21 protein-coding genes and 1 riboswitch are annotated in these 24,541 nt (G+C 35.9%); of the genes, 10 read left to right on the forward strand and 11 right to left on the reverse strand.

What is annotated here, in order from left to right:
• Positions 1-102: 102 nt before the first annotated feature.
• Together HU235_RS18725 and HU235_RS18730 are read right to left on the reverse strand one after the other, a co-directional pair.
• Positions 103-411, reverse strand: a complete 309-nt coding sequence (locus HU235_RS18725; protein WP_174881199.1) for a metal-sulfur cluster assembly factor — start codon at positions 409-411, stop codon at positions 103-105.
• Between the two features lie 138 nt (positions 412-549).
• Positions 550-1,320 carry a prolyl oligopeptidase family serine peptidase gene (locus tag HU235_RS18730; protein ID WP_174881200.1) on the reverse strand — a complete coding sequence of 257 codons (771 nt, stop codon included), beginning with the start codon at positions 1,318-1,320 and terminating at the stop codon, positions 550-552.
• Positions 1,321-1,542: 222 nt separating this feature from the next.
• On the opposite strand from HU235_RS18730, the gene HU235_RS18735 reads away from it, so the two are divergent.
• The 3 genes from HU235_RS18735 (at position 1,543) to HU235_RS18745 (ending at position 2,833) form a co-directional block, all read left to right on the forward strand.
• The gene (locus tag HU235_RS18735; protein WP_174881201.1) at positions 1,543-2,355 is read left to right on the forward strand and encodes a Cof-type HAD-IIB family hydrolase; all 813 of its coding nucleotides are present in this window, start codon (positions 1,543-1,545) and stop codon (positions 2,353-2,355) included.
• 123 nt (positions 2,356-2,478) lie between these two features.
• The gene (locus tag HU235_RS18740) at positions 2,479-2,634 is read left to right on the forward strand and encodes a hypothetical protein (protein WP_170944365.1); all 156 of its coding nucleotides are present in this window, start codon (positions 2,479-2,481) and stop codon (positions 2,632-2,634) included.
• A 1-nt stretch (position 2,635) separates the two neighbouring features.
• Positions 2,636-2,833 (forward strand): DUF3813 domain-containing protein, encoded by a 198-nt coding sequence (locus tag HU235_RS18745; RefSeq protein ID WP_145581420.1) that lies wholly within the window; start codon positions 2,636-2,638, stop codon positions 2,831-2,833.
• A gap of 82 nt (positions 2,834-2,915) precedes the next feature.
• Here HU235_RS18745 and HU235_RS18750 read toward each other — a convergent pair whose 3' ends face one another.
• Entirely contained in the window at positions 2,916-3,758 is an 843-nt protein-coding gene (locus tag HU235_RS18750) for a YitT family protein (protein WP_174881202.1), read from the reverse strand.
• Between the two features lie 258 nt (positions 3,759-4,016).
• Between HU235_RS18750 and HU235_RS18755 the strand changes: the two genes are divergently transcribed.
• Both HU235_RS18755 and HU235_RS18760 read left to right on the forward strand, forming a co-directional pair.
• Positions 4,017-4,874 carry a DegV family protein gene (locus tag HU235_RS18755; RefSeq protein ID WP_174881203.1) on the forward strand — a complete coding sequence of 286 codons (858 nt, stop codon included), beginning with the start codon at positions 4,017-4,019 and terminating at the stop codon, positions 4,872-4,874.
• Positions 4,875-4,939: 65 nt separating this feature from the next.
• A complete protein-coding gene (locus tag HU235_RS18760) occupies positions 4,940-5,071 on the forward strand; it encodes a DUF3941 domain-containing protein (protein WP_174881204.1) in 132 nt (43 codons plus the stop codon).
• A 235-nt stretch (positions 5,072-5,306) separates the two neighbouring features.
• Here HU235_RS18760 and HU235_RS18765 read toward each other — a convergent pair whose 3' ends face one another.
• From HU235_RS18765 to HU235_RS18775, 3 genes are all read right to left on the reverse strand, one after another.
• Positions 5,307-6,959, reverse strand: coding sequence for a methyl-accepting chemotaxis protein (locus HU235_RS18765; protein ID WP_145581422.1), 1,653 nt, complete (start codon positions 6,957-6,959; stop codon positions 5,307-5,309).
• Between the two features lie 17 nt (positions 6,960-6,976).
• The gene (locus HU235_RS18770) at positions 6,977-7,942 is read right to left on the reverse strand and encodes a BMP family lipoprotein (RefSeq protein ID WP_174881205.1); all 966 of its coding nucleotides are present in this window, start codon (positions 7,940-7,942) and stop codon (positions 6,977-6,979) included.
• Between the two features lie 386 nt (positions 7,943-8,328).
• On the reverse strand, positions 8,329-9,180 hold the full coding sequence (locus HU235_RS18775) for a CvfB family protein (protein WP_145581462.1): 852 nt from the start codon (positions 9,178-9,180) through the stop codon (positions 8,329-8,331).
• A 148-nt stretch (positions 9,181-9,328) separates the two neighbouring features.
• Between HU235_RS18775 and HU235_RS18780 the strand changes: the two genes are divergently transcribed.
• The 4 genes from HU235_RS18780 to HU235_RS18795 all read left to right on the forward strand — a co-directional run bounded on the left by HU235_RS18780 (position 9,329) and on the right by HU235_RS18795 (position 17,058).
• Positions 9,329-9,820 (forward strand): YajQ family cyclic di-GMP-binding protein, encoded by a 492-nt coding sequence (locus HU235_RS18780; protein ID WP_095300823.1) that lies wholly within the window; start codon positions 9,329-9,331, stop codon positions 9,818-9,820.
• Positions 9,821-10,206: 386 nt separating this feature from the next.
• Positions 10,207-10,282: riboswitch (SAM riboswitch) on the forward strand.
• A 362-nt stretch (positions 10,283-10,644) separates the two neighbouring features.
• Positions 10,645-12,507: a bifunctional homocysteine S-methyltransferase/methylenetetrahydrofolate reductase gene (locus HU235_RS18785; RefSeq protein WP_145581423.1), complete on the forward strand. Its 1,863-nt coding sequence runs from the start codon at positions 10,645-10,647 to the stop codon at positions 12,505-12,507.
• Positions 12,500-15,922, forward strand: coding sequence for a methionine synthase (metH, locus tag HU235_RS18790; RefSeq protein ID WP_174881206.1), 3,423 nt, complete (start codon positions 12,500-12,502; stop codon positions 15,920-15,922). The genes HU235_RS18785 and metH overlap by 8 nt, the downstream gene beginning before the upstream one ends.
• A gap of 263 nt (positions 15,923-16,185) precedes the next feature.
• Positions 16,186-17,058: an SDR family oxidoreductase gene (locus HU235_RS18795; RefSeq protein WP_370877229.1), complete on the forward strand. Its 873-nt coding sequence runs from the start codon at positions 16,186-16,188 to the stop codon at positions 17,056-17,058.
• Positions 17,059-17,109: 51 nt separating this feature from the next.
• On the opposite strand, the gene HU235_RS18800 is transcribed toward HU235_RS18795, so the two are convergent.
• From HU235_RS18800 to HU235_RS18815, 4 genes are all read right to left on the reverse strand, one after another.
• Positions 17,110-18,480, reverse strand: coding sequence for an alpha-amylase family glycosyl hydrolase (locus HU235_RS18800; RefSeq protein WP_174881208.1), 1,371 nt, complete (start codon positions 18,478-18,480; stop codon positions 17,110-17,112).
• A gap of 74 nt (positions 18,481-18,554) precedes the next feature.
• Positions 18,555-19,397 (reverse strand): sugar ABC transporter permease, encoded by an 843-nt coding sequence (locus tag HU235_RS18805; RefSeq protein WP_095300828.1) that lies wholly within the window; start codon positions 19,395-19,397, stop codon positions 18,555-18,557.
• A 1-nt stretch (position 19,398) separates the two neighbouring features.
• Positions 19,399-20,685: a carbohydrate ABC transporter permease gene (locus HU235_RS18810; RefSeq protein WP_174881209.1), complete on the reverse strand. Its 1,287-nt coding sequence runs from the start codon at positions 20,683-20,685 to the stop codon at positions 19,399-19,401.
• A 135-nt stretch (positions 20,686-20,820) separates the two neighbouring features.
• Positions 20,821-22,119: an extracellular solute-binding protein gene (locus HU235_RS18815; protein ID WP_174881210.1), complete on the reverse strand. Its 1,299-nt coding sequence runs from the start codon at positions 22,117-22,119 to the stop codon at positions 20,821-20,823.
• Between the two features lie 295 nt (positions 22,120-22,414).
• Between HU235_RS18815 and HU235_RS18820 the strand changes: the two genes are divergently transcribed.
• On the forward strand, positions 22,415-24,184 hold the full coding sequence (locus HU235_RS18820; RefSeq protein WP_174881211.1) for an alpha-glycosidase: 1,770 nt from the start codon (positions 22,415-22,417) through the stop codon (positions 24,182-24,184).
• 78 nt (positions 24,185-24,262) lie between these two features.
• Here the strand turns inward: HU235_RS18820 and HU235_RS18825 are convergent.
• The coding region (locus HU235_RS18825) for a helix-turn-helix transcriptional regulator (RefSeq protein ID WP_174881212.1) at positions 24,263-24,541 on the reverse strand (279 nt) is incomplete at its 5' end.

A 24,541-nucleotide genomic window follows, 5' to 3' on the forward strand; every position in this document is an offset into this window, starting at 1 on the left:
CTTTATATATTATTAACCAGCTGGAAAATGGTTCTTAAACCAAACAAAAAACTGCTTCACCTTTAGGAAAATTCCATAAAAGTGAAGCAGCTGCATCCTTTTTTATCTTATACCTAATGCAATTTTAGCCATTCTTGACATTTTATCCTTTGTCCAAGGTGGATTCCAAACAATGTTTACTTCTACATCCTTTACTTCTGGGATATCGCTAAGAGCAGTCTTTACCTGGTCAACGATTGTTCCAGCTAAAGGACATCCCATTGATGTTAATGTCATCGTAACCTCTGTTAAGCCTTCATCATCCATTTTCACATCGTATACAAGCCCAAGATTAACAATATCAATACCGATCTCAGGATCGACCACTGTCTCAAGAGCCCCGTAAATATTTTCTTTTAGTAATTCATCCATCGTGTGAATCACTCCTTTCCGATAGTTCATCTAATGTAAGTATAGTAAAGAAAAGGTAGAGAAGAAAGAAATATGTTTATAGCATATGAACCTGACTGTTTATCATACAATAAAGAAGCTTGCAATTCATCTGCAAAATTAATGTAAATATCGCTCAAACCATTCGACTAATGCTTTTACTCCTTCTTGTGAAACGACATGAGCTGCTTTTTGATCAACAATAAAGCTTAACTTTTCAGGAGATTGTTCATATAAAGGCATAATTTCCTTATAAAATTGATATGTTTGTGCAAAGGGAACTTCCAGGTCCCTTTCACCATGCCAAAATAGTAAAGGCCTATTTTTAAGCTTTTCTTTATGCATGCTCAAATCATAACGTTCAAGCATGTTCATTTGCTCAGCAAGTTCATCATCACTTAGAGGAATTTCCACTCCATTTTTCTCCAATTGCTCGAGCTGTGTTTTTAAAAAAGCTGTATAGCAAGGATTTCCCATAAGACTTACTGCTGCCTTAATCCAATCATACTGTGTTAGTGCACCGAGCGTAGTTATTCCACCCATTGATGTTCCGGCAAGTCCAATTTGCTCACGATTGATTAATCCATTAGCTTCAAAATATTGTTTAATAGTATTAATTTCTTTTATTTCATTCAGAACGATTTCCCAAAATCTAATACTCATTTGTAATGTATCAAAGTTCTTACTTCTTTCACCATGATATAAAGCTTCTGGTAAAACAACTCTTATTCCTTTTTCTGCTAAGTGATAAGCATAATGAAGGTTTTTTTCCTTTACACTCATAAAACCATGGACAAACATAACGAACGGTGTTTGTTCTCCCTTAAGAGATTGTTTTACAATATGTAATAGGGGAATATTTTCAATATATATCTTTTCAACAATAACCAATTATGACGCGCCTCCATTCTATTTTGCCACCAATTTATTGTAACATGTAGACATCAATCTTGGAAAAAAGATACACTATAATAGGAAAGCTAAAACGACTTTCCTAGCGCTAAAATTGGTGAAGTATCTTATAGGAAACACGAGGAGCACAAGCTTTCGTTGTTACTTAGGATTTCTGCTACTAAGGTGCAATTACATTCATTATGTATAAAAGGAGAAATTATGGACAACAACCCTTATCTAATTGCTTTAGATTTAGATGGAACTTTACTGAAAGATGATAAAACAATTTCGCCATTTACAAAAGATATTATAAAAAAGGCAAAAGCAGCTGGACATCATGTTTGTATTGCAACAGGAAGACCTTTTCGTTCAAGCTCCATGTATTATGATGAATTAGAGCTAACGACACCAATTGTTAATTTTAATGGTGCCTATGTTCATCATCCAAAAGATAATGATTGGGGAACCTTCCATACAACACTTGACCTCCATGTTGTTAAAGACATTCTAGAGGTTGCAGAAAAGCATCAATTACATAATATGCTGGCTGAGGTCATTGATGAAGTTTATTTTCATTATCATGACGAAAGATTATTAGATATTTTTAGTATGGGAAATCCAACGATAAAAATCGGTGATTTGCGTGAAAACCTTCATGAAGATGTGACAAGCATTTTGATTCATGCAGCTGAGGAGGAAGTAGGAAAGATCCGCGCATACTTGTCAAACGTTCATGCAGAGGTCGTTGATCACCGAAAATGGGCAGCACCTTGGCATGTGATTGAAATTATTCGCGCAGGTATTAATAAAGCCGTTGGACTAAAAAAAATAGCTCAATACTATCAAATCCCTCAAGAACGAATTATTGCATTTGGCGATGAGGATAATGACTTTGAAATGCTTGAATATGCAGGACATGGTGTGGCAATGGGGAATGCGATTCAACAATTAAAAGCAGTTGCAAATAAAGAAACTGGTACGAATGAGGATGATGGTGTCGCACATTACTTAAAAGCAGTTTTGAATTTATAAAATTTCCTCCATCATTATCATTCAGATACATATTGCCATTAATAACTCTTTAGGTTTTCGTACAAAATAATAGCGACGTTTCATTAACGTCGTTTTGACAATATTTAAGGGGGGGCTTTTTCAATGGGTAAACGAAACAAATCGAAACGTTTTTTCCAACAAAGCAAAGATACTGTTTCTAAACACGATGAGAGGTTCCCTTACCATACAACATTGTCTGAAGCAGAAGAACGTCGTGCTAATCAAGCAATAGGTTCTTCCCAAATAGGAGAGATATAAGATGAGCAATCCATTATATCAACAGGCGAGACAATTAGTTGCCTATGCCAATTCTGTAGCAAATGGAGAAATACAAGGTGATAAGCAAGAAGCTATTGAAAAGGCTAAAAACGCTTTATCATCTGCCTATATGAACTGTACAAATGCAGAACGTTCCCAGCTTAGGGAATTTCAGCAAACAATCGAGAGCATTGAATAATATTTTAGAGGGAATAGGGATAATACCTATTCCCTCATTTTTGCAGCTAATATTTGGATGAGAGTAGAAGGACTCCTCTTCCTTAATCTTTTCTAAAGAACCCGAATATCCCAGTAGTTTGGATTATATTCGTAAAGGCATGAGGATCGACATCTTTGATAATTCGCTCTAAATCATACAATTCATAACGAGTGATGACGATAATTAACATATCCTTCGTTTCATTTGTAAATCCTCCCTTTGCTGGTATCGTTGTGATTCCTCTTACAAGCTTAGAGTGAATTGCCTTTTTTAATTCTTCCCCTTTTTTTGATACAATCATTGCTGTATGCTTTACATGTCTAGTATGGATCGCGTCAATTACCCTTGTCGTTACATATAAGGTGACTAATGTATACAATGCTTTTTCCCATCCGTATAATAATCCGGCAGTAAAAATAATGATTCCATTAAGAATAAAAAAATACGTCCCTACAGGCTTATCGTTCATTCGAGATAATATCATCGCAATAATATCTAATCCTCCAGTCGAAGCACCATATTTCAATGTCAGCCCAACTCCAACCGCAGAGATGACACCTCCAAAAACCGCATTAAGTAAAATATCCTCTGAAAGTGATTCAAGTGGAACTATTCCTAAGAAAAAGGTTGTTGCAGCGACACTGAAAAAACTATAAATCGTAAACGATTTTCCAACCTTCATCCAGCCCAAAATTGCTACAGGAATATTTAATAATAGGAGCAATACTCCAGTTGATATCGAGAAGGGTGTATACTGCTCAAGCACACTTGAAAGAAGCTGAGAAATCCCTGTAAAGCCACTCGCATACACATTAGCTGGAATGAGAAATAAATTTAATCCAATTGAATTTAACAAAGCACCGATAAGTACAACTATGACCTTCTTCAGTTCAGATTTAACCATTTGGTTATACAACCTCCATCGCTAAGTACTTACTTTTATCTGTTCCCCTTTTTAAAGTAATTGAGTACAGAGATTGTAATTTAACCTGATCGTGTTAAACTGAAATAGACATTTTTCAATGGTTATTCCTTACTAATAAAGACTTTTTTCATTCAAGTATTTTATGTGAACAAAAAATAGTTCATAATGATCTAAAACAACATTCGCCTATGTAATCAAATGAAATAGTAAAACAAATAAAATGAGGTAGGTGTTTATATGAATGTACACATTATTGCAGACAGTGCATGTGATTTACCATTGCAGTTTTTTGAAGAGCATTCCGTATCCTTTCTCCCGTTAAGTGTTGATATAAAAGGAAAACAGCTACAAGATCAAAAAGAAATTGAGCCTAAAAAAATCTATGATGAAATGCGAAATGGTGTTATCGTCAAAACTTCACAGGCCTCTCCACATTTAATAAAGGAAACATTTACGGAGCTTGCCAAAAAGGGTATCCCAAGTCTATATGTTGCCTTTTCATCTGAATTATCTGGGACATATCAAACTGCTGTAATGATTCGAAATGAAGTGCTAGAAGAATATCCAGATAGTAAGCTTTCAATTATCGATACGAAATGTGCATCACTTGGACATGGGCTTGCTGTTATGCATGCGGTAAAGCTTTCAAATGAGGGGCTATCATTAGAGGAGATTGAAGAAGCAATGAAAAGCTATTGCCCTAAAATCGAGCATATTTTCACAGTTGATAATTTGGAATATTTAGCACGTGGTGGACGAATTAGTAAAGCATCAGCATTTGTCGGCGGTCTTCTTAATATTAAACCATTGCTACATGTTGAAGATGGAAAATTAATTCCACTTGAAAAACTTCGTGGTCGTAAAAAGGTTTTCCGAAGAATAATCGACCTAATGAAGGAACGTGGAGTAAACTTACAAAATCAAACAATTGCTATAAGCCATGGAGATGATTTTGACGCTGCAACTGAAATGAAGGCAATGATCGAAGAAGCATTTTCTCCCAAAGAGGTTTACATTAATTATGTAGGTGCCGTTGTTGGAGCACATGCTGGACCCGGTACTTTGGCTATCTTCTTCCTAAATGACGAAGCTTAACTCCTTACATATGATAAACAATAACGGGCATCATAACTTTATATCATACTGAAAGGAGCATTATCATGCCACACACTAGTGATAATGATAAAAAAGCAAAAGATAACAATGCACTGCGTCACGAAAAAAATATGATGCGTGAGAAAAACCGAAAAATGGGAAAGAATCAATATTCTAAAAAAACTGATCATCTATAATACAATAATTGTTTAAGCCAAAGGCAATGTTAAATTGATTTCTTAGCACTTTGTTTATAGGGCGTGTAAGGAGTGGGGACTCCTGCCAAAAGGGAGACCTGACATGCGCGCTAACGCAAAAGGATGCTCCTAGACTGCCCATAGAATGCGAGCACCTATAGTGAAATAAACAACTAAGTTATCAGAGCAAATCTAAAAAGGACATTGAACTAAAATACGTTCAATGTCCTTCCTATTATTTCAAGCGGAACTTTGCTAATGTTTGATTTAAATAATCTGTAAATTCTCTTAGCTTTACAACCTTATCAACAATTTTTTCAAATGAGGCTAATTGTTCAGTCGTTGATGCTGATATTTCTTCATTACCAGCTACTGTCTCTTCTACTACAGAGCTAATATTTTCAACACTCTCGAGAACTTGTTCTCCCATTTTTTTTGAATGTTGAATACCTTTTAATAGTTCTGTTAAACCTTTCATCATTTCTTCAACCTTCGTGCCTATATTATCAAAAGCTGAAGTAGTAGTTGTCATAGATTGTTGTTGTTCCTCTACTATCGTTACTCCATTATTAACGGATTGCTCAATATCAGCAATACCATTTTTAATCATATTCACCATATCAAAAATATGTTTCGTTGACTTAGATGATTCCTCTGCTAATTTACGCACCTCATCTGCAACAACCGCAAAGCCTTTACCAGCTTCACCAGCACGTGCTGCTTCTATTGCTGCATTAAGAGCTAAAAGATTCGTTTGTTCTGCAATTGCAGCTACTGATTTTGCCATGTTTTCTATTTCAGAAGTATGATCAGTAAACTTTTTCGTTGCGATCACAATTGATTCACTGATTTTACTATTTTCATCCATAAGCTTATTTTGCCGTTCAATTGCCCTTTGACCTGACTGGATTGCACTTACTGCCTCATTTCCAAAAGAATAAGACTTTTCCGAAAGAATAACATTTTCTTCAAACCCTTTATCCATCTGTTCAATTAAGGTGACTGCTTCCTGCATATCATTTGAAATTGATTGCGAGCCAATCGACATTTCCGTTATAGATACAGCAACTTGATTGCTTATTTCTGTAAGTCCTTTGTTTTCAGCCTCTAATTCAATAGCCGTTTCTTCGACATTTTTACTTAAATTCTCAACAGTATATAACAAGCCTTTTAATTGTTTGACCATTTCAGTAAATGAACCATTTAAATCTGCTAGCTCATCCTTCCCATTGTAAATAACTGTGTCGACGACTAGGTTACCAGATGCAACTTGATCAGCATTTTGTGCGATTTTGTTTAGTGGTTTCGTAATTCGATTCGTCATTTTAGTTGATAATAATATCGTAAATATGATCAACACTAAACAGCTTATTGCAGAGGAAATAATAACGAATGAAATTTGATTTTTTAAGTTTTCTTGTAAAGTCGTATATTGCTCGTTTGCGTATTCATTGATCAAATGCAAATCATTCAAGATACCATTCATCCGAATTGATTGGCGATTTGCTTCACGAACATCTTTTCTTTCAAATGATAAATTCGTTTCCTCTTTCCATTGTGAATACTTCGTTTGAAGCTTCTTTAATGTCTTTTCACTTTTTGCCCCATTAATGTGAGGCTCTATTTCTTCAATCAATTTTTCACTATTGGAAATAGCTGTAATAATTTCTTGTTTTTGCGCATCAGTCGGTGTGACCGAGTAATTATTTAAGCCTGCCTTTACTGTATTTAGCTCTCCTTGGAGTTTTTGAATATTTAATAATGTTGGTACCTGTTCCTCATTAGAAGCTTGGATTGATACCATATTAAATATAATAAAACCAACGATTAAGATCGCTACGATTAAAATTGTAGATGATTGAATCAGTAACTTTTTCTTAATTGTCATATAACCAATCCTTCCTTCTATTGTTGATTTGCTAGCTGCTCTTTATAATTTTCAATTAACTTGGTTTGCTCCTTGCTATAATTCACTACTCTTAAAGGTGCTAAATCTACGCCATTTTCCTTTAAACCTAGCTCTATATGTCCCTTTGAAATCTTTCCTTGCTTAACGAGCTGTTCAGCTAGTTGATACATCGCAACATCGATATTTTTTAACATTGATGTCACAACAGCCTCTTCAGCATAAAAATACTGGTCAGTATCGACACCGATCCCATATACCTTACTCCTCTGTGCTTCCTTTAACATCCCAACTCCTGTTAAGCCTGCTACCCCATAAATGACATCTACATTGTTATCAATCATTTTTTTTGCTATTTCAGCACCGAGCTGCTCATTTCCAAAATCATTTGCATATTCACTAACAACTGTTATGTGATTATTTACTGCTCTTATCCCTTCAATAAACCCAGATTCGAATTTATTTATAAGCGGTGTATCCTCACCACCAATAAACCCGATTTTATTTGTTTTTGTTGTTAACGCTGCAACAATACCAACTAAGTAGCTTCCTTGATCCTCTTTGAAGGTAACTGAAGTCACATTTTCTAGCTCTGAAATTGCATCTACAATTACGAATTGCTGTTCTGGAAATTGCTTCGCTACCTTTTCAAGGTCTTGCTGAATATTAAATCCAAGCCCAATGACAATATCATTTCCCTCATTCACTAATTGTTTAAGCCCCTCTTCATATGTTCCTGTATCGTTTAGCTCCCGATAATCAAAAAGAACTCCTAACTCATCTCTCGCTTTAACAAGCCCGTTAAATGCGGTATCACTAAAAGATTGGTCACCTAAACCTACATCAGACAGCATGATTCCTATCTTTATTCTGTCATCTACTTTTGTTTTAGGCTTCTGCTGGGAACAGCCTGTAACAGATAAAATTAAACATAATAAAAGGAGAATGATTCTTTTTCTGTTCATTATTAAACCTCTTTTCTAAAGTCTTTTTTCTAAAAGATTGTTGTTTTTGCACCATTTATACAAAGGTTGATTGGATTTACTTACGAGATCCCTACAAAATGCGAGGGATAGGTTAATGTTAAACAAGTGTTCCACTTAAGGAGGCACACATCCCCCCCTGGAAAACGAGTACTGCCCGAGGAAATCAACCAAAAACGACAACTAAATAAAAAGCAACAAAGATTACGAAAACTGCCTTTCTAAAAAACTCACTCTATATGTATCGACAATCTGTTTCATCTTTTTCAATTATGTAACCGTTCTTTTATAAAAAAATTAAAAATTTATTATTTCAACAAAATAAAAGGAGGATCTCAAAGATCCTCCTTTATCATTTCATTAGAAATTTATTCCTTTTTAAAATACGTCCATCCATTCTCTTGATAAACTCTACCTTGCTTCATTAAATGCCCTAACGCTCGCTTGAAGGCAGCCTTACTCAAGTTAAATCGTTCCTTAATATCTTCGGGGTCACTTTTATCAGTAAACGGCATTGCTCCACCGCGTTGGTCCATATAAGCATAAATTTTCTCTGCATCGACACCCATTGCATCCTGTTTACGAGGAAGTAATGAAACATTTACTGTTCCATCCTCCTTTACATCAATAACACGACCTGTAACCTTCTCCCCTAATCTTGGTTCAATCGTTCTTTGAGAGGAATGGATAAACCCTTTATATCCTTCCTCAGTAAGAATAAAGGATCCAGCTACAATCATCCGATAAACAACTCCGGTAATTTCCTTATTAAATAAGGAGCGGTCAGCTTGCTTTAATTCAGGCCCTACGATTTCTTCAGTTGCTAAACGTGCAAAAAAACGGCCATTTTTAGATACCTTTAACGTACAATATAACTTATCTCCCTTTTCAGGCCAAACCTCTCTTAAATATGGCAAATGATCCTTTGCTACAAGAGCATCTTTACTCAATCCGATATCAACAAATGCCCCCATATCATCAATAACATCTACAACCTCTACCCATGCATACGTATCTTCTGTTATATACGGCTTTTTCATCGTTGCATAAAGCCTGTCCTGGGCATCTACTCCGAAAAAGACTTCAATTTCATCTCCGACTTCTATTTCACCTATCACCTCATTATTGTGAAGCAATACACGGTCTTTCCCATCTGTTAAAAAGTATCCAAAATCAACCTTCTCATCTACTGTAACAACTTCTTGCTTTCCAGGTAACATCAATCTAAATCTATCCCTTCATAATCAAAGTACGATTTTTGCTATCGTCACTTACCACTTAATATGTACGAATCAAACATAAATAGTTGTGATAGTTGTTTTATTTTACTATAATCTAACCATATTATATACGGAATGGAGGATATTTATGGCGAAAGAGAGTTCATTTGATATTGTATCAAAAATCGAATTACCAGAAGTATCAAATGCCATTAATATTGCAATGAAGGAAATTTCAACACGCTATGATTTTAAAGGTAGCAAAAGTACAATCTCATTAGAAAATGACGAGCTCGTTTTAGTCTCTGATGACGAATATAAGCTAGAGCAGCTAAAGGATGTATTGATTTCTAAACTCATTAAACGAAATGTCCCAATCAAAAATATTTCCTACAAAAAAATCGAGAATGCATCAGGTGGTACCGTTCGTCAAAGAGCTGAACTAGTATCTGGCATCGATAAGGAAAATGCAAAGAAAATAAATACACTAATTAAAAATAGTGGTTTAAAAGTTAAATCACAAATTCAGGATGACCAAATTCGTGTCACCGGAAAAAGCAGAGATGACCTTCAACAAATAATTGCTGCAATAAAACAAGCAGACCTACCGATCGAAGTTCAATTTATTAATTATCGATAAAATATCAGCCTTAACTAAAATAAGCCACTCATGAAATAGAAAGAGCTCTAATCTTTATTTCACGAGTGGCTTATTACTTTGAAGGGCTTAGACTGAAAAAAGCATAGAATAACGATTGTTACTGTTCATACCTTATGCTTAGCAAACATTATACGCAATTAACTTAACACTATTTCTCGTTTTTTCATTCAACCATGAAGAGGCTTTTCCGACTGTTTACTGCTATGGATTGGAGCAAAGGGAAAATCAAGAGTTTTTAGCTAGGCAGTGATTTTATTTAACAGTTCACTTTATTTAAAAATAACTATTGCTATTTTTCAAAATATTAGATAAATTAGTTGTAACACTTTTTAATCATTTAAAGGAAAATAAAAACTAAATTTCATATCTTATCAAGAGAAGCTGAGGGACTGGCCCTATGAAGCTTCAGCAACCGGTCAATCTCGGAAAGATTGATAAGTTGATTGATTGTAGATTTATAAATAGACTCATTATTTATCAGTATGTGAAAGATAATGAAAAAAGTAGCGAAAACGAGCGTTATTCGACACTTTTTTCATTATTTTTCAAAAGGAATAAAACAGTAAGCCTGAGTTTTATTCAACGCTCATACTGAAAGTAATAAGATGCTATTTTCCTAATTAATCAATCTACTCTTATCACTCCATCCGAATGCCAAGGTGCTAATTCCAGCTAAGCATTTAAAATGCTTGAAAGATAAGGAGAAGCTTTGTACTATCTAGCCTTCTGCTTATGAAGGCTTTTTTTATTTTATATAGGCTTTTCTCAGATTTTGATATGAAAAGGAAATGGGGGCTTTAGTTATGAGCTTTTTAGAAGATTTAAAGAGTAAAATTTTAATTGGAGACGGTGCTATGGGGACAATGCTTTATGCACATGGCGTTGACCGTTGCTTCGAGGAATTAAACCTATCAAAGCCTAGTGATGTATTGCGCGTACACGAAGCATACATTCAAGCAGGGGCAAATCTTATCCAAACGAACACTTATGGGGCAAATGATATTAAGCTCTCAAGGTATGGCCTAGAGGATGATATTAGACAAATTAATAAACAGGCCGTTGAAATTGCAAAGCAGGCTGTTAAAGCAGCAATTGCTCCAACATATGTGTTTGGAACGATTGGCGGAATTCGCTCCTTCAAGAAAAGTGCGCAATCTCTAGATGATTTAAAACGCAACTTCCGAGAGCAGCTTTATGTGTTATTAAATGAAAATGTCGATGGGATCCTCCTTGAAACTTATTATGATTTAGAAGAAATGACTACCGTTCTTAAAATTGCCCGTAAAGAAACAAATAAGCCAATTATCGCAAATGTCTCATTGCATGAAGCTGGCGTACTACAGGATGGAACACCATTGCAACAGGCATTTACAACACTTGAGGAGCTTGGAGCAAATGTCATTGGCTTAAACTGCCGTTTAGGTCCATATCATATGATTCAATCATTAGAAGAAGTACCAATACCTAAGCATGCTGCTCTTTCTGTATTTCCAAACAGCAGTTTACCTGCTCTAAATGAGGGTCGATTAGTTTATGAGTCTGATGAAGGTTATTTTAAGGAAAGTGCGTTAAAATTCCGTGAGCAAGGTGCAAGATTAATCGGTGGTTGCTGTGGAACAACACCGCGACATATTCAAGCAATGGCTGAAGCAGTTGCTGGTCTTGAGCCAATAACAAGTAAAAAAGTAAGAGCACCGAAGGAAATCCAAGATAGCATCACTGTAACAAGCGCTAATTCATTACCACCATTACAAGAAATTGTAACAGATAGACGCTCTGTAATCGTGGAATTAGATCCTCCGAAAAAGCTCGGAATGAGTAAATTTTTAGAAGGTGCAAAGGCATTACATAATGCTGGTATTGATGCTCTTACATTAGCTGACAACTCTCTTGCTTCACCACGGGTAAGCAATTTGGCAGCAGGGATCCTTGCTAGAGAGAAAACCGGTACACGAGCATTAATTCATATAACTTGTCGTGACCGAAACCTTATTGGCTTACAATCACACTTAATGGGCTTGCACTCTCTAGGGCTATCAGATGTTCTCGCGATAACTGGTGATCCTTCAAAGATTGGTGATTTCCCAGGTGCTACATCCGTTTATGATGTATCTTCCTTTGATTTAATTAGCTTAATTAAACAATTTAATGCAGGTGTATCATATTCAGGTAAGCCTCTTGGAGAAAAAACAAACTTCTCTGTTGCAGCTGCTTTTAATCCAAATGTCCGCCATTTAGACAAAGCAGTCGTACGATTAGAGAAAAAAATCGCTTGTGGTGCAGATTATTTTATTTCACAGCCGCTCTATTCTACCGAGCAAATCGTCGAAGTATATAAAGCAACCCGTAACTTAAAAGCACCAATTTATATTGGAATTATGCCGTTAACTTCAAGTCGAAACGCTGAATTTATTCATAACGAAATCCCTGGCATTAAATTATCTGATTCAATTAGAGAAAAAATGGCTGCTGCGGGAACAGATAAAGACAAGGCACGTCTAGAGGGCTTAGCAATTGCCAAGGAACTAATCGATGCCGCTTTTGATTTATTTAATGGAATTTACTTAATTACTCCATTTTTACAATATGACCTTACTGTGGAGCTAACAAATTACATCCATGAAAAGGAAAAACAACTAGCAGAAAGGAAGATTACACATGTATAGCATCCAAGACGAACTAACAAAACGAATTTTAGTCCTTGATGGAGCAATGGGGACAATGATTCAGGCTGCAAACCTTACTGCTGATGATTTTGGCGGCGAAGACTATGAGGGGTGTAATGAATACTTAACCTTAACTGCTCCAAAAACAATTGAAAAAATTCATGAAGGATATTTGCTAGCTGGTTCAGACATTATTTCAACAAACACATTTGGAGCAACAAGCCTTGTACTCGATGAATATGAGTTAGGCTCATTAGCCCTTGAATTAAATATTGAATCAGCCAAATTAGCAAAAAATGCAGCCCTTAAGTTTTCAACACCTGATAAACCTCGCTTCGTTGCCGGAGCAATGGGACCTACAACGAAAACATTATCTGTTACTGGCGGGACAACGTTTGAAACGCTTATAGAAAATTATGAAGAACAAGCTAGAGGACTTATTCTCGGTGGCGCTGATTTACTTCTATTAGAAACAAGCCAGGATATGCTAAATGTAAAAGCCGGTTTCATCGGTATTAAAAAAGCATTTGAAAATACAGGTAAAGAACTGCCATTAATGATTTCCGGTACGATCGAGCCGATGGGAACTACGTTAGCAGGGCAAGATATTGAGGCATTTTATATCTCTTTAGAGCATATGAAGCCAATTTCAGTTGGCTTAAACTGTGCAACAGGTCCGGAATTTATGACGGATCATATAAGAACTTTAGCTAGTATAGCGAACACTGCAATTAGCTGTTACCCAAATGCTGGCCTACCTGATGAAGAAGGAAATTATCACGAATCACCTGAGTCCCTTGCAAAGAAATTAGTTGCCTTTGCTGAACAAGGCTGGCTCAATCTAGTAGGTGGCTGCTGTGGAACAACACCTGAACATATTAAAGCAATCTCAGAAGCTGTAGCATCCTTAAAGCCGCGAAGTTTCGAATCTGTTTCAACCGGACATACAGTATCAGGAATTGATGCGCTACAGTATGATGAAGGAATGCGTCCGCTATTCGTCGGTGAACGGACAAATGTTATCGGCTCTAGAAAGTTTAAACGGTTAATTGCTGAAGCGAAGTTTGAAGAAGCAGCGGAAATCGCCAGAGCACAAGTGAAAAATGGTGCCCATGTTATTGATATTTGTCTTGCGGATCCTGATCGAGATGAATTAGAGGATATGGAAGCATTTATCAAGGAAGTTGTTAAAAAAGTAAAGGCACCTCTTGTTATTGATTCAACCGATGAAAAAGTAATTGAACGTGCCCTGAAATATTCACAAGGTAAGGCAATTATTAACTCTGTTAACCTTGAGGATGGTGAAGAACGTTTTGATGCCATTGTTCCGCTTGTAAAAAAATATGGCGGCGCCCTTGTTGTTGGTACAATTGATGAGATTGGTATGGCTTTAACCGCCGAAAAAAAATTAGAGGTTGCAAAACGTTCACATGACATACTCGTTCATAAGCATGGACTTAAAGCGAGTGATTTAATTTTTGACCCCCTTGTATTTCCTGTGGGAACGGGTGATGAGCAATATATCGGTTCTGCAAATGAAACAGTCCGGGGAATTCAACTTATTAAAGAACATTTACCTGAATGTTTAACAATTCTCGGCGTTAGTAATGTATCCTTCGGCCTCCCACCTGTTGGTCGAGAAGTATTAAACGCTGTTTATTTATATCATTGCACACAAGCAGGGTTAGATTATGCAATTGTTAACACTGAGAAATTAGAACGGTTTGCCTCAATCCCTAAAGAAGAGATCAAGTTAGCAGAGGATTTATTATTTAAAACGACTGATGAAACATTAGCTGCTTTTACCGCATTCTATCGCGGCAAGAAAAAGGAAGATAAAAAACCTGTTACAACCCTACCATTAGAAGAAAGACTAGCTAGATATATTGTTGAAGGAACTAAGGAAGGCTTAATTCCCGACTTAGAGCTTGCACTAAAGAAATACCCAGATCCACTGTCAATTATTAACGGGCCATTAATGGCTGGAATGGCTGAGGTCGGTGTTTTATTTAATGATAATCAGTTAATCGTTGCTGAAGTTCTTCAAAGTGCTGAAGTTATGAAAGCTTCCGTCTCCTTTTTAGAGCAATTCATGGATAAAAAAGAAGATAGTGGCAAAGGAAAAATTTTATTAGCTACCGTTAAAGGTGATGTACACGATATCGGGAAAAACCTTGTCGACATTATTTTAAGTAATAACGGTTATCAGGTTGTTGACCTCGGAATAAAGGTTACACCGCAAACATTAATTCAAGCAGTTAAGGATGAAAAGCCTGACCTTATTGGGTTATCAGGATTATTAGTAAAATCTGCACAGCAAATGGTCATTACAGCACAGGACTTACACAACGCGAATTGTAATTTACCGATATTAGTAGGCGGAGCAGCCCTATCAAGAAAATTCACAAGAATGAAAATTGCTCCCCAGTACAAAGGCCCTGTCGTTTACGCAAAGGATGCAATGGACGGTTTATCACTTGCAAACCAATTACGGACAACACCTGAATTATTCACTGTCAATGAAGCAGCGGTTACAGAAGAAACGAAGATTAAAAATACGCAAACAAGTGCTGTTACGGAATTATTAGAAAAGCGAAGCACAATTAGTGAAGCACCAATTTTTCAACCTGTTGATACAAAGCGTCATCTCATAAAGGATATTGATTTAACACAAATCATCCCTTATGTGAATATGCAAATGTTAATTGGCCACCATCTTGGCTTAAAAGGGAAAATTAAAGAATTAATTAAGAAAAAAGACCCTAAAACAATGGAATTGGTTGAACTCATTCAAGACTTACTGAAGGAAGGGGCAAAAAATAAATGGTTTAAGCCTGCATGTGCTTATCAATTTTTCCCAGCTTATAGTGATGAAAATAAGCTATGTATCTTAGATCCAAATAATAAAGACGTCGTTTTACAAACATTTGATTTCCCTCGTCAAGATAAAATGCCATACAGATGCATTTCAGACTATGTTCGTTCGAAATCTAGCAATGAGTTAGATTATGTCGCAATGTTTGCTGTTACGGCAGGAAGTCAAATTCGTGAGCTAGCTAAAGGCTTTAAAGAGCAAGGAGATTACTTAAAAAGTCATGCAATACAAGCTTTAGCTTTAGAGCTTGCGGAAGGTCTGGCAGAACGAACTCATCAGCTAATCCGTGATCGTTGGGGCTTCCCTGATGCACCTGATTTTACAATGGATCAGCGATTTGCAGCGAAATACCAAGGGCAACGATATTCATTCGGATATCCAGCATGTCCGGATTTAGAAGATCAGGAAAAGCTATTTAATCTTTTAAGACCTGAGGATATCGGGATTCAATTAACAGAAGGCTTTATGATGGAGCCTGAAGCATCTGTAACTGCTTTAGTTGTATCACACCCTGATGCGAAATATTTTAATGTAATGTAAAATGAACAAAGGGTCAGTCCCCACAGGCTGACCCTTTCTTAATAAATATCTCTTTTTTTAATGACTCACCACCTCCCCCGCGGAAAGCGAGTACTACACGAGGAAATCAGCCAAATACACAACTAAGCAAAAAACAACAACAAAGTTTACGACAACAGCCAATGTAATAAACAAAACGATTAAAATTGACTAAATCCTGTAACATACTTTTTTTCATTTTATACCATACTACTTTATAGTACGTTTTACAGGAGGTTATGTCATTGTCAAACAATCAAAATCAACAAAAGCAAACATTACCACCACAACAACAAGATCTTCAACCAGGTCTTGAGCATTTAATGAACCCCGCTCCTAAATTTCATTCTACGTCTTATAAAGGAAGTGGGAAATTAACAGATAAGGTAGCGATTATTACCGGTGGTGACAGTGGAATCGGACGGGCTGTTGCTGTTCATTATGCAATTGAAGGGGCAAATGTAGTTATATCATATTTAAATGAACATGAAGATGCCGAAAAAACAAAACTATATGTCGAAGAGCAAGGGCAAAAATGTTTATTAATTCCAGGTGATATTGGAGATGAAGCAATCTGTAAGCAAATTGTTGATAAAACGATTGGTGAGTTCGGTAAAATCGATATTGTCGTGAATAACGCAGCAGAGCAACACCCTCAGAAGGGGATTGAAGATATTACAAGCGAGCAGCTCGAACGAACATTTCGCACCAATATTTTTTCCTTCTTTTATTTAACGAAGGCTGCCCTTCCACATTTAAAAAACGGCAGTACCATAATAAATACTTCTTCAATAACAGCATATGCTGGAAATAAACAACTTCTTGATTATTCTGCAACTAAGGGAGCCATTACAACCTTTACACGCTCGTTATCATTATCATTAGCTGATAAAGGAATCCGTGTTAACGGGGTAGCACCTGGTCCAATATGGACACCATTAATTCCGTCTACCTTTACGGCTGATCAAGTTTCTACATTTGGATCTGACACTCCGATGAAACGACCAGGTCAACCTGAAGAGCTAGCACCAGCTTACGTTTACTTAGCAAGTGAGGACTCCTCTTACATGTCTGGACAAATCCTCCATGTAAATGGCGGAAAGGTCATTAACGGTTAAAATATAAAACTAGACCAAATCACTTTGTCGAGTTGGTCTAGTTCTTCTTCTTTATTCTTCATTCCTTTTCCCTCTTTTATATGCAACTACTAAAAATGCAACAAACAAAAGTGGAACAATAAGAAAAACACTGATAAATGGCAGATTTAAGCCAGTTTTCTCCTTTATTTCATAAATTTCTGCTGTTTCACGGTCTAGAATAAATGGATAGTGGCGATTTTCTTCATGGAAAATATCTCCTATAATTAGTCCGCGTAACTCCTTTTCATTACCGATCTCTTCTGCAGGTATCGAGACATTTTGGGATTGTGACGTATTATTCATCGCAACTATAACAGATTCCCCTTTATACGTTCGCTTAAAAATAATCATCCCTGCTTTTTCATATAAAACTGTGTAATCACCCTTTGTTAATGAAGGTAAGCTTTTTCTAGCCTTTGCTAACTTTGCGATATAGTCGATTAATTCCTCGTCAGATTGAAAATTCATCAATGGTTTATTTTCAGGAGGTTTTCCACCGTTCAAAGCAATTTCAGTACCATAATATACAATAGGTGTACCAGGTGTTGAGTACATATAAGATAACGCCATTTTTAGTCTTACTCCTGGATGCTGTGCATTTTCAGTTGCTTTCAAAGTAAACCGTGCTGTATTTGTCATATCGAGATAATTACTAAATGCAGTTGACGAATTTTTAACAACCTCTGATATTGAAGTAAACGGTAAATCTACATCAGTAAATGTTTCAGACGATGTTTTAAAAAAAAGCTCATTTAAGATTGAATCAAAGCCCAACTCTTTATATGCAGATAAATGATCATTATGTAAAATTGACCCGACTAGATATAAGTTTTCGTTTTCCTTTTTCACAGTTTGAATAAACAATTTCCAAAAATCTGGTTCAAGTGTATCAACTTGGTCAATATAGTAACCGTCTATTTCACTTTCAGAAACCCACCAGCTTACTACATCGATAAGATCATCCTTTAAATTTTGAACATGATATGCATTAAAACTCATTAGCACCTTCATTTCTCGCTCATGTGCTTCCTTTGTTAATTGCTGCATATCCTTCAAGCTACCAAAATGCTCATCTACCTCTTTGAAATTCTCAACCTGTTCACCTGTTGGATCTTTTGCATTGAACACAGGAGATAAAATAATCGTTGAAAATCCCATTTCTTGAAGATAATCAAGCTTATTTGTTATCCCCTTTAAATCACCGCCATGGTATCCAAGTGGGTCATTCAAATTGAAATCAGAACCATCATTTGTTACATCTCCATTGTTAAAACGGTCAATCTCAAGATAGTAAACCAATTCTTCATGCCATTTATTTTCTTCTTTTTTAACAGCGCTTACAGGTAAGGCGTAAAAAAGAAGAAACGGGATAAGTAAAAACAAGATCCTTTGTTTATACATCACCGCTCCTCCTACTCATTTCGCACTTCTATAGATAGCATCGAGTGCTTGAATTTTTCTTTACGCCTATAAGATTATCCTTTTGTACCACCTGCCGTCAATCCAGAAACAAAATACTTTTGGAAGCATAGGAATAAAATTGCAATTGGGATCGCAATTAATACCGATCCTGCAGCAAACTCAGTGAATTTCGCACCAAATTGATCAGAGATTAATTTATATAATCCAACTGCAAGTGTAAATTTCTTTTCTGACCGTAAAAGAATATTAGCAATGATGAAATCTGCAAAAGGTGCTATAAATGCAAAAAGTGCAACAACAGCAACAATCGGTTTAGCTAATGGCATAACGATTTGGAAAAATACACGCAAATGTCCTGCCCCATCCATTCGCGCTGATTCATCTAACTCCTTAGGAATCGTATCTAAATACCCTTTCATTAAATAGGTATTCATCGGAATTTGTCCACCGACATAAACAAGTATTAGTCCAAGATGACTATCTAATAATCCCGTTAATAAGGCAAGAACAAATATTGCGATCAAAGCAGCAAAATTCGGGACCATTTGTAAAATTAAGAAGGTCATTAAGCCATTTTTTCTACCGATAAAGCGATATCTAGAAAACGAATATGCTGTTAAGCTAACTAAAATGACTGTGATAAGCATTGTTAAAACACTAACTTTCAACGAGTTCCAATACCAATAGAGATAATCGCTATTTTCCGTATTAAATAATTCTTTATAATGGGCTAATGTTGCGTTTTTTGGAATAATTGAAGATCCTGATAAACTATCGCCAGGATTAAAGGACGAACCGATGATCCAAATGATAGGGTAAAGAATGACCATAAACATAATGGCTACAACAAAATACGATAATGTTAGTCGAATGTACTTACCAGTTTTTATATTCATATCACATCATATCCTCTTCTTGGAATGATTTTGTTCTTCTAAACTGCCAAATCGCTACCGAAATGACGAGAACGGAAAGCAACATAGTGATAGCAGCTGCTTTTGAATATTGGGCTGATGTCATTGTTAAATTATAAATCCATGATATTAGAATATCGGTTCCTCCAGCATTTTGTTCTGGAATAGCAGGACCTCCACCGTTAAATAGGAAGATGACATTAAAGTTATTAAAGTTAAATGTATATTGTGTAATCATAATTGGAGCTGTCGCAAACAAGACGAGCGGTAGCGTGATCTTCTTGAATTTTTGGATGATAGTTGCACCATCTACAGTTGCAGCCTCATATAATTCATCTGGAATCGATTGCAATACACCTGTAGTCATCGCAAATATGAACGGAAAACCTAGCCAGCTTTGAATAATGATAAGGGCGATTCTTGTCCACATCGGTTCAGTCATCCATGGGATATTATCAATCCCAAAGAAGGCTAAAATATCCGTATTAATCGTGCCAAATGATTCATTAAACATTCCTGCAAAAACTAAAATAGATACAAATGCCGGAACTGCCCAAGGTAAAATAAATACTGTTCGAATAATCGCCTTTCCTTTTAAATCCTTTTGATTCACTAAGACAGCTAAAAAGATCCCTAATGCAACTTGAAGTGTTGTAGCTCCAAATGTCCAAACAATTGTCCAAGCTAACACAGAGAAAAATGTATTTCGCCAAATATCAATATTCACGATATCTGCAAAATTTTGAAACCATACCCAATCTACTAGTTTTGCTGGTGGAGAATGATACAAATCATAATTTGTAAACGCTAATAAAAAAACAAAGATGATTGGCAATATAACGACAAATGTTAAAAGTAAAAATCCCGGGGAAATCATTAAATAAGGGAAGCCATTATCAATTAAGTTTTTATATTGCTCCTTTACAGAACTGATCGGTTGATTAAGGTCACGTTTTTTACCATTTCTGTATGCATCCCTCAAATTAAATAGGTAAAATCCAATCCCAAATGCTAAAACAATTAACGCGATTATTCCATAGACTAGTAGAAATATAGAGTGATCCCTTGGAGTTTCAGTACCAAGCGTCAATAAGCCCCATATTCCTATATCGAGCAAATCCCAAAACACATATAAAAAGGAAGCAGCTAAGATGAGGAATAGGATTCCTTTCATTCTTTGCCGATTATACAATTGTCCTAATCCAGGGATAATCGATAACAGCAAGGCTGTTTTGCGATGTTTAGAGCTAGCTTTTATGCCTTCCACCATTTTTAAAATCCCCTTTCACAAATGAATATATAAATCTTCATAAAGCAAATGACATAAAAGGATGAAGAGGATGACTAGTAGCATCAACCCTCTCCAAATTTCGTTATCCTTTTATTTATGTCTCATAAGTATGGCTTATTGATGGTTTGTTTCAATATTTTGCTTAATGGTTTTTACTGCACTATCTAAAGCAGCTTTCGGCTCAGCTTTCCCTGTCACAATTGTTTGGAGGCTATCAGCCATCGGCTCCCAAACTTCAGCCATTTCAGGAATATTTGGTGTTGGTACTGCATATTGAGATTGCTCAGCTACTGCTGCAGCTACCTCATTATCTTTAATAATAGGATCCTCGATTAATTCCTTAACTGGTGGAACCTCATTTGTTAATTCAAAGCGTTTTTTTGCATTTTCCGCATTTGTAATATGTTCAATAAATTTTGTTGCCCATTCTATGTTTTTAGAAAATGCCGAAACATGCCAGCCTTTTACACCCATAAATGTTTTGACATGTTCACCATTTGATAAGGTAGGGAGTGCAGAAGCACCTACATCGATTCCAGCATCTTTCATTCCTTGTACAGCCCAAGGTCCATTCATCACAGCAGCTACTTTTCCTTCATTAAATAATCCGTCCATTGTAGAACCGCCGTTTTCACCAATAATTCCTTTTGGAAATAGTCCTTCTGTATACCATTTTTGAATTTCTTCCGCTCCAGTAATGGCCCCTTCATTATTTAAGCCCACATCTTTCGGATCTAAGGCACCACTATTATCTTTAAACACATAACCGCCGAATCCGCCAATTAATCCATGAGCAAAGTAATAGTTATCACCTAAGAATAAGAAACCAAAGTTACCATCCTTTGTAAAATCCTTTGCAAATGTATACATTTCTTCCATCGTTTTTGGCGCTTCACTTAAATGTGCCTTATTGTATAGGAAGATTGGTGTTTCCGTTGCCTTTGGTAATCCATATAACACCCCATCATACATTTGAGCTGCAATAGAGGTTTCTGTAAAAGTATCCACTACTTTTTGATCAACATTAATATTTGTAATAAGTCCTTCTGTTACAACCTGACCAATTTGATCATGTGGCAATGTTACAATATCTGGCCCTGTCCCCGCTGGACCATCTAAGCGAAGCTGGTCACGTATTTCATCTGCCATACCAAGCTCTTTATACTCAATTTCAATCCCATATTCTTTTTCAAACGATTCAATTGCAGGCTCTAATGCAACTCCTCTGTCTGTATCCTCCCAGACAACAAGCTTTTCCGGCTTTTCTGGCATTGTTCCTTCAGATGTTGTTTCGTTTTCATTATTATTGTTTGAATCAGTTCCTCCAGATTGTGTTGATGAATCTGGTCCACACGCTGCTAATACACCTAATAAAAGTAATCCCATCATAAATAAAGATAAAACCTTTTTCATTTTGACCCTCCTATTGGTTTATGCAATCGTTTGCATTATTTTTCAAAGAAAGCTACTCTCATATATTTGAAAAGATAGTTTAATAGCATCTGTCAATCTTCAAATATAATTTACTGAAAGCGATTTCACATTCTATATTCCCTATTGTAAATACATAACAATGACAATTCAAGTGTTTTTTTAGATTAAAATGATTGACATCAAGATATATATTCAATAGGATCAACATATATTCATTTACTGCCTTATAAAGCAAGCGATTGCACATATTTCGACAATTCAAGGAGTGAAGATTATGTTTTTAGAAGCGATTTATCATAGACCACAGGATCAATATGCTTATTCATATGATGAGAACACGATACATATCCAATTACGAACGAAAAAGCAAGATATTGAAACTGTCGAAATTATTTATGGAGATCCGTATGATTGGAATCATTCAACATGGAATGCAGTAACAAATAAAATGAATATAGCTTATTCTGACCAATTTTTTGATTATTGGTTTATCGCCATTCATCCACCATTTAAACGCCTCCGTTACGGTTTTTTACTATCTAATGAATCGAAAAGCTGTGTATATACTGAAAAGGGCTTTTTCGAACAACCACCTCTAGATGATACAGCATATTATTTTTGTTTTCCTTTTATCAATTCAATCGATGTTTACAAGCCACCAAAATGGGTGGAAAACACAATTTGGTATCAAATTTTCCCAGAAAGATTTGCAAATGGTGACCCAACGTTAAATCCCAAAGGAACAGTCGAATGGGAACAACAGGAGCCTACCCCAACGATTTACTATGGCGGTGACTTTAAAGGGGTTATCGACCATATTGACTATCTTGTCAACCTAGGCATTACTGGAATATACTTCACTCCAATCTTTAAAGCTTTTTCTAATCACAAATATGACACGATAGACTACATGGAAATAGATCCGCAATTTGGAACGAAGGAAACATTTAAGCAATTAGTCGAGGAATGCCATAAGCAGGGTATTAAAGTCATGCTAGACGCAGTCTTTAACCATAGCGGTTACTATTTCGCTCCATTCCAGGATGTATTAAAGAACGGCGAAAAATCGATTTATAAAAATTGGTTTCATATTCATGATTTTCCAATCCAAACAAAACCGATTCCAAATTATGATTCATTTGCATTTGAGGCAAGCATGCCCAAACTTAATACAGAAAATCCAGAAGTGAAGGAATACCTATTAAATGTTGGTCGCTACTGGATAAAGGAATTTAATATCGATGGCTGGAGGCTAGATGTCGCAAACGAAGTAGACCATCAATTTTGGCGGGAATTCAGGAAGGAAATGAAAAAAATAAAGCCTGATATTTATATACTCGGAGAAATATGGCATGATGCAATGCCTTGGCTTAGAGGAGATCAATTTGATTCTGTTATGAATTATCCTTATACAGATAATGCACTTCGCTTTTTTGCCAAAAATGAAATAGGAGCTATTGAATTTATTGAAACATTGCAAAAATATTTACACATGTATCCGCGCAACATTAATCATATATTATTTAATTTACTGGGTAGTCACGATACCCCAAGAATAATGAATATTGCCAATTTCAATAAAGAAAAGGTAAAGCTTCTATTTGCCTTCCTGTTAAGCACACCCGGTACACCGTGTATTTACTATGGTGATGAAATTGGTATGACTGGTGAACAGGACCCAGGTTGCAGAAAATGTATGGTTTGGGATGAAGATAGGCAGGATTTAGAAATGCTAGCATTCACAAAAAAACTAATTCAGCTTCGCAAACAATACCCGCTCCTTGGAAATGACGGGGAATTCATTTTATTTGATGCAAATAATACTTCTAATCATGTTTCTTATATAAAAAGAAACGAACAAGAGCAGCTTTTAGTTGTATTCAACAATAATGATACAATGCAAGACATTCCAATTCCTTTGAATTTAAAAGACAAAACAATTATTGATCTCTGGAACGAAAAGGAATTTGCTGCACATACAAACAAAATTTCTGTACAACTTGCTCCATATAGCTTTACATTTTTACTTTGTAAAGCTATATGAACCATTATTGCCCAAACAGTTGGTTGTTTTCCCCCTAACTGATTGGGCAATCTTTATTATACTGTAAGTATTTACAATCTACTTTTTCCTTAAAATAATTCTTCGATACTCATAGGGACTTAAACCTTCTAATCTCTTAAAGAGCTTTGAAAAATACGTCGCATCCATAATGCCAACCTCTTGAGAAATATTCGCCACCTTCTCATCGGTCATAGCAAGCAGCTTTTTCGCTTCATTCATTCGGTATTGATTTAAATAATTATTAGGCGTCATTCCAATAATTTTTTGCATGCAACGAGTAATGTAGTCTGGATGAAAATGCAGTGCATTTGATAGATGCTCCATCTTTAATTCTTC

The organism is Metabacillus niabensis (genome assembly GCF_902829255.1).
Classification (GTDB): domain Bacteria; phylum Bacillota; class Bacilli; order Bacillales; family Bacillaceae; genus Metabacillus; species Metabacillus niabensis.

What these genes read in the sequence shown, in the direction of transcription:
- HU235_RS18735 (WP_174881201.1), top strand. Translation starts at nt 1,543, where the DNA reads ATGGACAACAACCCTTATCTAATTGCTTTAGATTTAGATGGAACTTTA.
- HU235_RS18755 (WP_174881203.1), top strand. Translation starts at nt 4,017, where the DNA reads ATGAATGTACACATTATTGCAGACAGTGCATGTGATTTACCATTGCAG.
- HU235_RS18815 (WP_174881210.1), bottom strand. Translation starts at nt 22,119, where the DNA reads ATGAAAAAGGTTTTATCTTTATTTATGATGGGATTACTTTTATTAGGT.
- HU235_RS18785 (WP_145581423.1), top strand. Translation starts at nt 10,645, where the DNA reads ATGAGCTTTTTAGAAGATTTAAAGAGTAAAATTTTAATTGGAGACGGT.
- HU235_RS18810 (WP_174881209.1), bottom strand. Translation starts at nt 20,685, where the DNA reads ATGGTGGAAGGCATAAAAGCTAGCTCTAAACATCGCAAAACAGCCTTG.
- HU235_RS18770 (WP_174881205.1), bottom strand. Translation starts at nt 7,942, where the DNA reads ATGAACAGAAAAAGAATCATTCTCCTTTTATTATGTTTAATTTTATCT.
- HU235_RS18745 (WP_145581420.1), top strand. Translation starts at nt 2,636, where the DNA reads ATGAGCAATCCATTATATCAACAGGCGAGACAATTAGTTGCCTATGCC.
- HU235_RS18740 (WP_170944365.1), top strand. Translation starts at nt 2,479, where the DNA reads ATGGGTAAACGAAACAAATCGAAACGTTTTTTCCAACAAAGCAAAGAT.
- metH (WP_174881206.1), top strand. Translation starts at nt 12,500, where the DNA reads ATGTATAGCATCCAAGACGAACTAACAAAACGAATTTTAGTCCTTGAT.
- HU235_RS18760 (WP_174881204.1), top strand. Translation starts at nt 4,940, where the DNA reads ATGCCACACACTAGTGATAATGATAAAAAAGCAAAAGATAACAATGCA.
- HU235_RS18805 (WP_095300828.1), bottom strand. Translation starts at nt 19,397, where the DNA reads ATGAATATAAAAACTGGTAAGTACATTCGACTAACATTATCGTATTTT.
- HU235_RS18800 (WP_174881208.1), bottom strand. Translation starts at nt 18,480, where the DNA reads ATGTATAAACAAAGGATCTTGTTTTTACTTATCCCGTTTCTTCTTTTT.
- HU235_RS18765 (WP_145581422.1), bottom strand. Translation starts at nt 6,959, where the DNA reads ATGACAATTAAGAAAAAGTTACTGATTCAATCATCTACAATTTTAATC.
- HU235_RS18780 (WP_095300823.1), top strand. Translation starts at nt 9,329, where the DNA reads ATGGCGAAAGAGAGTTCATTTGATATTGTATCAAAAATCGAATTACCA.
- HU235_RS18725 (WP_174881199.1), bottom strand. Translation starts at nt 411, where the DNA reads ATGGATGAATTACTAAAAGAAAATATTTACGGGGCTCTTGAGACAGTG.
- HU235_RS18775 (WP_145581462.1), bottom strand. Translation starts at nt 9,180, where the DNA reads ATGTTACCTGGAAAGCAAGAAGTTGTTACAGTAGATGAGAAGGTTGAT.
- HU235_RS18820 (WP_174881211.1), top strand. Translation starts at nt 22,415, where the DNA reads ATGTTTTTAGAAGCGATTTATCATAGACCACAGGATCAATATGCTTAT.
- HU235_RS18750 (WP_174881202.1), bottom strand. Translation starts at nt 3,758, where the DNA reads ATGGTTAAATCTGAACTGAAGAAGGTCATAGTTGTACTTATCGGTGCT.